A 12,018-nucleotide genomic window follows, 5' to 3' on the forward strand; every position below is an offset into this window, starting at 1 on the left:
GTGCCTGGACACTGTTTTGCCTACAGACCTACATTACATATAAAACACGTTACTATTCTCATTCAAATAAAAGAATAGTAACGTGTTTTTTTGATTTAAAAATAGCCTAAATTCAAAAGGCCATGAGTGTGGAAGTAATTCTAATCTGCCATTGATAAGTTACTAAAAACACTTTGTTTTAATGAAAGTTTAACTCTATATGACAACATGAGATTTTCGGTATTTACCAGGTGTTTCGTTAGTGAATTTTTTAAAAATTTTAGTAAAATAGCTTTGATCACTAAAGTTGAGCGAAGCACATATGTCTGATAAGGGATAGGTTGTGAAAGTTAATAACTTTTTTGCTTCTTCGATTCGTTCACGTTGAATGTACTCAATTAATGAAATACCGACTTCTTTTTTGAATAATATAGATAAATAATCTGAATTTACGTTTGCAAATTTAGCAAGTTGTTTAACAGATATTTGATTGTAAATATTTTCAAAAATATAGTTTTTGCAAATAGCGATTGTCTTTGAGTGCTTCTGTACTTTTTGTGCTTTTACACGGTCTGCAAAAGTACAGAAAACATTTCTTAATAAATCCCAAACAGATTCTGTGTCTTTTAAATCCTCTGTCTTTTGAATGTGTAGATCGTAAATCTTGTAAGCGATCCCGGAAGGAAGTCCTCCTTTTATAGCATATCTAGTAGCAAGTGTGATGGATGAAATACAAATGTTTTTATGACGTCTTAATTGATGAAATGAAGATAAGGATGAAAGAGTCTCTTGTTGGAATTCGTAATAATATTTGAGTGCGCTTTCTTTATCCCCGTTTTCTATAGCTCCAAGTAGTTGGTTCTCTATATACAAATTATGACAGATAGATTCGTTTTTTTGCATTGAAATATATACATCCTCGTTTAAGATACTGCTATGACTTACATGAAATGAGTCACTGTTATTTGAAAAGGTACTTACATCTGAATTTTTTTTATAGAGAATGTTATAGAACAATATTGCTATATTTACAAAGAAATTTTGATCTTTGACTGACAATGAAAAATAATGGTCTCTTGTTCTTTTATAATTCGAAATAAAATTAAGGTTACTATCCGTTTTACTTGTAGAAAAATTTACATGTGTCAAGGGCCCAATAATAACAGTACCGTTCACTATATAATGGCTCTTTATGTGAATTAAAATGAAGTGCCCTAAATATTGGTGAATTCTGAAGATAGGCGAATTAAATGAATCATTTTTTTGAAAAAGCACATGTAACTGTTCTATTTTTGATTTATAGAACGAATGTGAATCATCTTTTGATGTAAATTCTAAAAGAATATTTTTGTTACAATCTAAAAAACAAACTGGAATTTCAAAAGATTGGAAAAACATATTACAAATGTACTCTATCTCAACTAGACTGAGCTTTTTAGTCATATTATTCCTCCTTACAGTTGTGTGTAATAGTTGAATGTTTATATATTCCCTTTTTTCATAATAAGTAGAAACGGAAAAACTTTATCTATAAAAATTATAAACTTCTAAGAATAATACCATAATTTAACATGGTTAGCACATATTATTTGAATATACAGGTAATAGTTTTAGGGGGGAACGTAAAATATGAATTGTCACACTTATTCGTTGTTCATTGCTTATATGTATCAAAAATGATTAAGATTGGATTTTAAATAGGGATAGGAAGGGAGAGATTAATGAATTGAAGTTAAGTAATTAATGTGAATTTTCGATAGAAGTTAATATGTAACGATTTTCGAAGTAGAGATATAAGTGTAATTCAGGGGGAAAACTACATATATCATACGGAGAGACAACGTAATAATAGAAAATAAGAAGAGTGAATAAGTGATTGTAAACAATGGATTGTTGGACGACTATGTTTTAGGTTACTCGTTTAAATCTGGTACTTGGCACACTATTGCTTTTAAGAGGGTAATAGTAATAAAGAGATTTTTAAAATGATAGAAGTAGTAAAGGGGATAAGAGAAATGAAAAAAATATTTAGTGTGCTTTTAGTATTTTTCTTAACATTTTCTACATGGTCTAGTGTATTAGTAAAGGCAGCTTCACCATCCAAAGGTACTTTAACGATTCATAAATATGAACAAGAAAAAGAAAAAGATGGCGCACCGGGGCTAGAAGGTGATGGCTCTGCAAATCAAGAGGTACCAACAAATGCGAAACCGTTAAAAGGTGTAACGTTTGAAGTGAAAAGGGTTGCATCGTTTGAAAAAATTTCAAACGATGGGAAAATCGTGAAAGAAGATGTGAAGCCTGTAATGGGAGCAACTCCAACTCAAGTAGTAACAGATGATAACGGACAAGCTGTATTAAAAGATCTTCCGCTAGGACGTTATGAAGTGAAAGAAGTGGCAGGACCTCCGCATGTTAACCTAAATCCAAATACGTATACAGTGGATATTCCATTAACGAATAAAGAGGGTAAAGTGCTAAACTATGATGTTCATATGTATCCGAAAAATGAGATTAAACGTGGTGCAGTTGATTTAGTAAAGACTGGTGCAAATGAAAAAGCATTAGCAGGTGCAGTATTCTCTTTATTTAAAAAAGATGGTACAGAAGTGAAAAAAGAGTTAGCAACAGATGGTAATGGGCATATTCGCGTGCAAGGATTAGAGTATGGGGAATACTATTTCCAAGAGACAAAAGCGCCGAAAGGGTATGTACTAGATCCGACTAAACACGAGTTTTTTATAAAGACCTCCGGAACTATTAACGAAGATGGAACAATTACTTCTGGTACAGTAGTTAAAGTAGAAGTGCAAAACTATGAAGAACCAAATATTGATAAAAAGATTAACGGGAATTTGGAAGCGTTACCGATTAATCCGTTAACTAATTACAATTATGATATCAAAACATTAATTCCAGAAGACATTAAAGAATACAAAAAATATGTAGTAATAGATACTTTAGACAATCGTTTAATGATTCAAGGAAAACCAGTCGTGAAAATTGATGGAGCGGAAGTAAATGCAAGCATTGTAGAGGTAGCTGTAGAAGGCCAAAAAGTAACAGCTACAGTAAAAGATTTCACAAAGTTAGATGGTAAAAAAGAATTTCATTTACAAATTAAATCACAAGTAAAAGAAGGAGTACTATCTGGTTCGGAAATTTTAAATACAGCAAAAATTGATTTTATAAATAAAAATGATGTAATTGGAGAAAAGGAATCTAAACCTATAGTTGTTGTTCCGACAACTGGAATTATCGAGTTAACAAAAGTTGATGGTGCTGATAAGAAGAAATTAAAAGGTGCGGAGTTTGTACTTAAAGATAAAAATGGAAAAATAGTTGTTGTGGCAGGTAAAGAAGTCACAGGTGTATCAGATGAAAATGGTGTTATTAAATGGACTAACATTCCGTATGGAGACTATCAAATTTTTGAAACGAAAGCACCAACTTATACAAAAGAAGATGGTACAACAGCTTCATATCAATTATTAAAGGACCCTATTGTTGTAAAGATTAGCGAAAATAATCAAACGGTTAAATTATCGATTGAAAATAATAAAAGTGGATGGGTTCTTCCTGTAACGGGTGGTATCGGAACGACTCTATTTACTGTACTAGGCCTTGCGTTAATGGCTACAGCGGCATTTGTTTTCTTTAGAAAAAAGTTTGCTAATAATTAAGGTTTTAGGAACATGTAACCAAGTGATGTGAAAAGGGGAGAAGCAAAATGCTCCCCTCTTTTCAATATTTTAGTATATGCAGAGGTGGAAATATGAAACGAAATCTTGTTTTAGGAGGTATTTTTTTATTTGGATTAGCTATTTTTTTATATCCTACTATTAGTAATTGGTTGGCGACTCGTGCACATTATTCTGAGATTAGCTCCTACGATAAGAAAATCAAAGCACTACAAAAGAAAGAAGTTGAACGTAGGGAAAAAGAAGCAACCGAATATAATAAACAAGTTCAAACTTCCATGAAAACATTTGCAGATCCATTTTCTGAAGAAAAAAATAATCATCAAGCGTATGTCGATGCGTTAAATTTAGGTGATGTAATGGGGTATATTGAAATATCGAAAATTAATATAAAACTGCCAATCTATCAAGGGACCTCTGAGGAAGTTTTGAGTCGCGGGGTAGGTCATTTAGATTATTCTTCACTTCCGGTAGGTGGAGAAAATACGCACACTATTTTAACAGGGCATCGTGGTTTACCATCAGCAAAATTATTTACAGATCTAGATAAATTGAGTGAAGGAGATCTTTTTTATATTCATTCTTTAGACAAAATTCTTGCTTATAAAGTAGATCAAATTAAAGTAGTGTTACCAAACGAAACGGACGATTTGAAAATTGTGGAAAATAAAGATTATATAACATTAATTACATGTACGCCTTATGGAGTAAATACAAATAGATTACTGGTTCGAGGTGAGCGTGTGGAGTTTAACGAGAAAGTAAAACAAAAAATGCGTAAAGAGATATTTATGTTTAATAAGTGGACCGTAGTAGTCTTAATCCTATTATTCTGTGTGTTACTAGTCGCAATTTATAAGAAAAAATTAACTCGATAGAATGAAGTTATTTATCCTGTATTAATGGGCAGTGGGACCGAAAATCCAGAGATAAGCAAAGAAGGTATATAGGGGATGAAGTAAATCCTCACGGAAAAAAGTTTCACTTTATTCGACTGTAGAAAAAATACGGTAAAGGTGGGAACAAAGGAATTGAGGTTACGATTAAAGTTGGTAAGTATTCATTTTATGGTTTTGTTAATGTTATGTGTAAGTTTTGTCGTATATGCACCAAAAGAAGCATATGGATCCACGACTAACTTAGAAGGTCTAGGGGATATATCGCGTTATAATGCTGTTGTCTTTGGTAACCATATAGCAGTAGGTGGAGACATTGAAGGAGCAATTGCAGTTCAAGGTGATATGGATGCATCTGGTTATACAATTGTAGGTGCAGCAGCGGGAACATCTAATATAGTTGGGGAAAAATGGGATGATGAGGGATATCCATCCTTGTTATTGTCTGGAAAATTTAAAAAATCAAGAGAGGAATCTTTTATCATTCAAAATGGAATAGTCGTAATGACAAAAGAGAGTGATCCAGATCGTATCATACAATCTTCTTATGATCGTATCGTTTATAAAGAAAAACTAGAAATTGACGCGAAATTTAATGAATTTCACAACATAGTGAACCAAGTCAGTAAAAATGCAGGTCAATATAAAACGAATACCCCAATTCCAAATATGAGTTATGGAATTGGAAAAGATATAAACAATCCTAATATTTATGTTTCATCAGAATTGGTAGGGAAAATCAATTTAGATATAAGAGATGTCTTTTTACCTAATGCTAAAGGAAAAGATTTTATCGTTATGTATTCAGATGCAAAAGAGGTTACATTTAAAAATGGTGCTATCTTATATGACACGAACGATATTGGTAGGGCTACAGATATAATTCCTACATCACAACCCTATTCTCCTAATTCACCGTTCACTGAGTTATACGGGAAGGTGATTTGGGTTTTTCCTAATGCAAAAAAGATCACAACAGAGGGATATGGTGTCGTTGGGAGTATGTTTGCTCCAAATGCTGTATTAGAAACAAAAGGCGGTTCGATTAATGGACAAGCATTTGTCGGTGCAGTACAACAAACTGGTGGATTTGAATTTCACAATTTCAAATTTTATTGGCAACATTGGAACAAGCCTAGTACGGGAAAAGTAAAGATAAAAAAAGTAGATAGTAATAATGATAATAAAGAATTGATGGGGGCAAAGTTTCATATTGAAGATTCAAATAAAAAAGTAGTTGGTGAGTTAGTAACAGATGGACAAGGAGAAGCGATATCAAAGGAATTACCAATAGGTAACTATACCCTAGTGGAAGTAGAAGCACCTAAAGGTTATGAATTATTAAAAGATAAAATAGCTGTAAAAATAGAAAAAGATACAGTAGTAGAAATTAAAATAGGGAATAAGAAATTACCAGATCCAATGGGGAAAATGAAGTTAGTAAAAGTAGATACGAGCGATAAAAATAAAAAGCTAGCAGGAGCAAAGTTTCATATTGAAGATTCAAATAAAAAAGTAGTTGGTGAGTTAGTAACAGATGGACAAGGAGAAGCGATATCAAAGGAATTACCAATAGGTAACTATACCCTAGTGGAAGTAGAAGCACCTAAAGGTTATGAATTATTAAAAGATAAAATAGCTGTAAAAATAGAAAAAGATACAGTAGTAGAAATTAAAATAGGGAATAAGAAATTACCAGACCCGACTGGGCAATTTGAAATTGAGAAAGTTGATGATAAGGATATTAATTTAAAACTAAAAGGTGCTGTATTTCAAGTATTAGATAAAGAAGGTAAAGAAGTTACTAGATTAACAACGGATGAAAAAGGAAAGGTGATTTCCAACCAGTTAGTACTTGGAAAGTATACGATTAAAGAAATAAAAGCGCCAAACGGATATATGTTACTTAGAGATCCAATAGAAATAGAAATTACAGAAGCGGTAAGGACACAAAAACTAACAGTGAAAAATGTGAAAAATAATTGGGTAATCCCTAATACTGGTGGCAGCGGAACAACAAGTTTTTACGTGATTGGTTTTGTGCTAATGTTTGGCGTGCTATATTTCTGTAAGAAAAATCGTTACATTAGATAATTTTTAGGGGATGAGTTCGGTATTGTACTAGATTCATGCTACTAAATTTGTTGAAGAAGGGAGGATAATAGTAAACATAGAATATATTAATAAATCGAAATTTTCACGAGGTGAAAGTGATGGGAACAAAACAAGATGAAATTAAAGTAGTAGTCGGAGCCGGGGTGTTTAATAATAATCCAGGTTGGATACAAACGCAAGAAGATGAACTTAATTTACTAGATAAAGTTACGTGGGAAGAAAGATTTGAATACAATTCTATTTCAGCTATTTTAGCTGAGCATGTATGGGAACACCTTACGTTTGAAGAGGGTGTAAGGGCAGCAGAAATTTGTTATGAATTTTTAAAGCCAGCAGGGCACATTCGGTGCGGTGTTCCTGATGCATTTTTCCGAGACGAAGCATACCAAAATATAGTTCAAATAGGCGGACCTGGTCCGAAAGATCATCCAGCAGCAAGTCATAAAATTGTTCATAATTATAAAACATTAACGGAAATGTTTAAAATTGCTGGATTTGAGGTATTTTTACTTGAATATTGTGATGAAAATGGTCAGTTTTATTACAACGAATGGGATGCAAATGACGGTGTTATTTTCCGTTCGAAAAGATATGATTCTAGAAATAAAGGTGATAAACTTGGTTTTCCATCTTTAATTGTTGATGCGATTAAATGATAAGTTTTTCAAGCAATTAATTATAAAAAGCAGAAAGTGTTCTTTCTGCTTTTTATTTTGCAAAGGGGATGAATATACTATGCAACCTATAAAACAAGTGGTATTAACATGCATTACTCATGATCCAACAGGGAGCTTATTATCTACAATAAAAGAACTAAAAGAGGAATTGTTAAATTTAAATTATGATAAAAAATATATAACAATTAGTAACGTAACACCAAAAGAGGTTGTAAAAGAACTAGCAGAATGTAACTTCCATATAAATATAGTAGAAAAATCAGGAGTAGGGAACGCACGTAGGGATTCTTTGAAGTTTGTTAGTAACTATAATCATGATTACTATCACTATTGTGATTTTGATCGTTTGCTAACTTGGATTAAAGAATATCCAGCTGAGCTTAATTCGTTCATTCAGAATATAGTTGATGTAGATTACTTAATCATTGGCAGAACGGAGAAAGCTTTTCAGACACATCCTGAAGAATGGAAAATTACAGAAACAGTATCGAATAAAATTATGTCATTACAATTAGGGAAACAAGTAGATATTACAGCTGGTTCATGTGCGTTATCAAAACAAGCAATTGATTACATAATAAAATATTCTAAATGCAGAATGACTGATGGAGAATGGCCAATGATTATAAATACTTTTACAGATTTTAATATTCGTTACATTGCGGTAGAAGGTTTAAAATACGTGAACAACCTTAACCAAGATAATATTATTGACCCGATAAAAGCATGGTCAATTAGATTAGAGCTCTCATATATAATAAGTCGATCAATTTTGGAGTTAACAAAAACCTCTTAAATTAATGGGATGTAATAGTGATTTCCTTTTTAATTGAAATCATGTAAAATAAAAATAGAACGTACATTCGTTTAGGCGAAAAGGAGGTTAATTTATAATGTTAGCTGTAATAGATAAACAAGGTAATGAATATGTAGTACAATTTGAGCGTTATTTTTCATATTCGATAGAGGAAGTTTGGTCTGTTTTAACAGAAAACAGTAAGCTTAAAAAATGGATGTCTAATTTACAAATTGAAAGTCTTAAAACGGGTGGAATAATAAAGTTCGACATGATGGACGGTTCATTTATAAATATTGATATTTTAGAGTGTCAAGTAAATTCAGTACTTGAATTTACTTGGGATAAAGATCGTGTCCGATTTGAAATACATAAAGAAGAAAGTGGGACTCTTTTACTTCTTAAAGAGTACATTCATGTATTAACTGATCATACACCGAAAGATATAGCTGGTTGGCATATTTGCTTAGATCTTTTTTCTTCCGTACTAGAAGGGAAAGAAAAAGAATTTTCTAAAGATGAATGGCAACAATGGTTTGAAATATATAAGGATAAGGTTCTTGAAGTGAGAGGATAATTACGTAAGATAATATATTTATTATATAATTATTATATTGTAAAAATGGTTTTCATGAAAAATAAGAATAGAGGTTAATATGAAAGTAAATCAATTAATTGCTAATAACATAAATAAATTAGATACAGCTATTCCATTTAATAAGTCGTTTGGAATTGCTGGTTTATCAGGATCAGGTAAAACAACCTTTTGTCAAACGATTGGTGAAGAATCAAAAAAACGATTAGTTTCTTTATTGCCAAAGGCTGAATATCAATATTTATTTCCTAACATTATGGAAACGAATTTTAGTGCTATTAAGATAGAAGATATGCCTTTAGTTCTTTTTCTAGGAAAATCATCGATTTCTTCCAATCCACGTTCAACAATCGGTACACATACTGGTGTTTTCACAGAGGTACGTGAAAAACTTGCTGATGTATTTCATCTTTCACCTGAGGTTTTTTCATTCAATAACCAGTTAGGCTGGTGTACTGGCTGTAAAGGCCGAGGTACTACTAAAAATATTGAGTGTAAAAAATGTAAGGGAAAACGTTATAGCGAAGAAATCGAACAACATACGATAGATTTATTTGCTAAACCACATACAATTTCAAATATTAATGATTTAAGTGTTGAGTCTATTCTTTCGTTAGCGGAAGAGTTAAATATTAGTGAAGCAAAGCAACATATACTGCAAAATATAATTAATATGAACATTGGTTATTTAACATTAAATCGAATTATGGGTACGTTGTCAGGTGGAGAGTTAACAAGACTATATTTGGCTGAATTTATGGCAGTAAGCGAAAATGCTGTAATTATTATTGATGAGATTTCAGTTGGACTTGATCATGAAACATTATTACAAATATTAGAAGAGATTAAGCAGTTAGGGTGTAAAAATCAAATTTGGCTCATTGATCATTCAGATACTGTACTGGATACAACAGATGAGCAATTGTTCTTTGGACCTGGTAGCGGAAAATATGGTGGACAAATTGTGAAAGAATCGCCAAGACCAAAACCAATACTGTCGGATCTAAATAAAGAAGTACCAACAGAATATTATACATTCCATGAATTAAATTGCCGTAATATCCAAATGGCGGAGTTTCAAATCCCTAAAAATAGGCTTGTGACGGTTACTGGAGAATCTGGATGCGGGAAATCTACACTTGTCAATGAATGTTTAGCTACAGATTTCTTGAAACGATATCCAAAAGATAAATTAGTTATGGTAGGACAAGATCGAAATCAATCCATTACAAGTCGATCAACTGTAGCCACTTTCCTAGATATTAAAAAGAAACTCACAAAGTATAGCGAAGAAATTGATGATATTTTTGAGCGTTCGATTGAGGATATTATAGATGAACTCCCAAATGAAGATATTGCGTATAAACGCTTGAGTCTATTAATTAAATTAGGACTAGGTTATTTAACGTTAGAACGAAAAACACAAACATTATCAACAGGTGAGTTCCAATGTGTTCATTTAGTTTCGGAGTTATTTGCAAACACAAGAAATCCACATACATTATTTATTTTTGATGAGCCTTCAAAAGGTTTATCACAAAATATTTTAAACCAATTTATAGATAGTGTTAGAGGGATATTACAAGATGAATCAGTCTCTATCATCATGATTGAACATAATAGTTATATGTTAGAAAGCTCTGATTATATTGTAGATTTCGGGAAAAGACAGCTTGAATCTATAAAGCATCTTGATGTAGTAAGTCATGAAGATTATTATCGTCAAAAAAGCAGTGTGAATAATGCAGAGCAAATACATATTTCTTCAGCACTTAAGCATAAAGAAGGCGTTCACTATTTAGAAGAAAATCATATTCACTATTTTAAAAATGCCGAAAACATTTATAAGGGTGGTATTTTAAAAAGTTTATCATCAATGGCCCGTTTAATTTATAGTGAATATGAATCTGATACAATTGCACCTGTTGTTGCTATTGATCTTGAAAGACATTTATATAGTCAATATAGTTTCTTATATGAAATTGGTGGACTAATTAATCATATTGTAGCTGCTCATCCAACTAATAAAGATACGAGAAGTTTTGATTTCTATTCACAGGACAATCATTGTCCATCTTGTTCTGGACGCCTTCAAATTGAAGTTTTTGATAAAGATATTGCAATTCAAGATAAAAACGTTCCATTTTGGGATGGTTTATTTGATCCGGAAATCATGAAAGTATTAAAATTTTATCAATATGAAAAAATAGAATTTTTATTTGAAGAAATTAAAAATGAGCTTGGTCACGATTTATCAAAGAGCTATAATGATATGTCAGAAGAAGAAAAGCATACGTTTTGGTACGGATATTTTGAAAAATCATTTTATGATAAAAAAGGAAAGACACGCAGAACATGGGTAGGATTTAATACGATTATTGGTGGATATATTGTTATTTCAAAAGCAGCTATTAAAGAGGAAATTAAGACTTCTAAAGAATTGATAACATGTCCAATTTGTGAGGGAACGGTATTAAATCATCAAAAACCGCTTAAATTTGCTAACTTCGATATTCGTGAAATTATCAATCAACCTATTGATGAAGTGTTGAAGATAGTCGGTGATTTACCTGCACTTCAAAAATTGAAATCTATTGTTGGTGGCGATATGAGATTGACAGAAGATGTTTCTTTATTGCCAAAAAAAGCACAAGTTGCACTGAAAATGTTTGAATTAGAACAGGCAAGCTTTTCAAACTACGAAATGGTGTTACAAAATGTCTTACCATTCTGGGACGAAATAAAAGGAAATATCGAATCCATTAGTGTTAATAATCAAGTAACTGTTTGTGATTTCCCTAATGTTTATGAAACGAGAGAAAACATTATAGATAAGTATTTCACAAATGGTAAATATAAAAAACTTACGTATGTATACGAAGCGTTTGGATACAAAAAGTTAGTTACCCAAATTAATAAAATTAAAAAAAGTAATCCATGTCCATTCTGTAAAGGAAAGAAAGTTATAACGGAAGATAATTTACATGATGGTGTATTTAAACTAACAATTCCATGTGTAACTTGTACTGCAACTGGTATTAATGACGAAGGACTAAAAGAAGTTGTTGAGAGCGTGGATGTACAAACATGGTTAACTGGAAAAATTTGTGATGTTGTGGATGAAAGCTTATTAACAGAAGATGTTTCGCAAATACCAATTTTTAATCGCATTCGTGAATTGGATAAACAAGATATGATGGCGGTTTATGAATGTCTGGAGATAAATAATTAAGCGAAACAACTAATATGTTGTATTAGC

General features: G+C 31.7%; 8 protein-coding genes. 7 read left to right on the top strand and 1 reads right to left on the bottom strand.

Annotated features, from left to right (window positions below; translation table 11 throughout):
- Window positions 1-195 precede the first annotated feature (195 nt).
- On the bottom strand, window positions 196-1,422 hold the full coding sequence (locus ILS93_RS00225) for an AraC family transcriptional regulator (protein ID WP_222659557.1): 1,227 nt from the start codon (window positions 1,420-1,422) through the stop codon (window positions 196-198).
- A gap of 572 nt (window positions 1,423-1,994) precedes the next feature.
- Between ILS93_RS00225 and ILS93_RS00230 the strand changes: the two genes are divergently transcribed.
- From ILS93_RS00230 to ILS93_RS00260, 7 genes are all read left to right on the top strand, one after another.
- Window positions 1,995-3,662: a SpaA isopeptide-forming pilin-related protein gene (locus ILS93_RS00230; RefSeq protein WP_222659559.1), complete on the top strand. Its 1,668-nt coding sequence runs from the start codon at window positions 1,995-1,997 to the stop codon at window positions 3,660-3,662.
- A 92-nt stretch (window positions 3,663-3,754) separates the two neighbouring features.
- On the top strand, window positions 3,755-4,558 hold the full coding sequence (locus ILS93_RS00235; RefSeq protein ID WP_222659562.1) for a class C sortase: 804 nt from the start codon (window positions 3,755-3,757) through the stop codon (window positions 4,556-4,558).
- Window positions 4,559-4,711: 153 nt separating this feature from the next.
- Window positions 4,712-6,670, top strand: coding sequence for an MSCRAMM family protein (locus ILS93_RS00240; RefSeq protein WP_222659564.1), 1,959 nt, complete (start codon window positions 4,712-4,714; stop codon window positions 6,668-6,670).
- 119 nt (window positions 6,671-6,789) lie between these two features.
- On the top strand, window positions 6,790-7,347 hold the full coding sequence (locus ILS93_RS00245; RefSeq protein WP_064475307.1) for a class I SAM-dependent methyltransferase: 558 nt from the start codon (window positions 6,790-6,792) through the stop codon (window positions 7,345-7,347).
- A gap of 79 nt (window positions 7,348-7,426) precedes the next feature.
- The gene (locus ILS93_RS00250) at window positions 7,427-8,164 is read left to right on the top strand and encodes a hypothetical protein (protein WP_088047095.1); all 738 of its coding nucleotides are present in this window, start codon (window positions 7,427-7,429) and stop codon (window positions 8,162-8,164) included.
- 97 nt (window positions 8,165-8,261) lie between these two features.
- On the top strand, window positions 8,262-8,741 hold the full coding sequence (locus ILS93_RS00255; RefSeq protein WP_064475309.1) for an SRPBCC family protein: 480 nt from the start codon (window positions 8,262-8,264) through the stop codon (window positions 8,739-8,741).
- Between the two features lie 79 nt (window positions 8,742-8,820).
- On the top strand, window positions 8,821-11,991 hold the full coding sequence (locus tag ILS93_RS00260) for an ATP-binding cassette domain-containing protein (protein WP_222659566.1): 3,171 nt from the start codon (window positions 8,821-8,823) through the stop codon (window positions 11,989-11,991).
- Window positions 11,992-12,018: the final 27 nt, after the last annotated feature.

This window comes from Bacillus sp. 16GRE42, from assembly GCF_019837435.1.
Taxonomy (GTDB): domain Bacteria; phylum Bacillota; class Bacilli; order Bacillales; family Bacillaceae_G; genus Bacillus_A; species Bacillus_A wiedmannii.

Coding starts and splice junctions, on each gene's coding strand:
- ILS93_RS00225 (WP_222659557.1), bottom strand. CDS start 1,422: ATGACTAAAAAGCTCAGTCTAGTTGAGATAGAGTACATTTGTAATATG.
- ILS93_RS00230 (WP_222659559.1), top strand. CDS start 1,995: ATGAAAAAAATATTTAGTGTGCTTTTAGTATTTTTCTTAACATTTTCT.
- ILS93_RS00235 (WP_222659562.1), top strand. CDS start 3,755: ATGAAACGAAATCTTGTTTTAGGAGGTATTTTTTTATTTGGATTAGCT.
- ILS93_RS00245 (WP_064475307.1), top strand. CDS start 6,790: ATGGGAACAAAACAAGATGAAATTAAAGTAGTAGTCGGAGCCGGGGTG.
- ILS93_RS00250 (WP_088047095.1), top strand. CDS start 7,427: ATGCAACCTATAAAACAAGTGGTATTAACATGCATTACTCATGATCCA.
- ILS93_RS00255 (WP_064475309.1), top strand. CDS start 8,262: ATGTTAGCTGTAATAGATAAACAAGGTAATGAATATGTAGTACAATTT.
- ILS93_RS00260 (WP_222659566.1), top strand. CDS start 8,821: ATGAAAGTAAATCAATTAATTGCTAATAACATAAATAAATTAGATACA.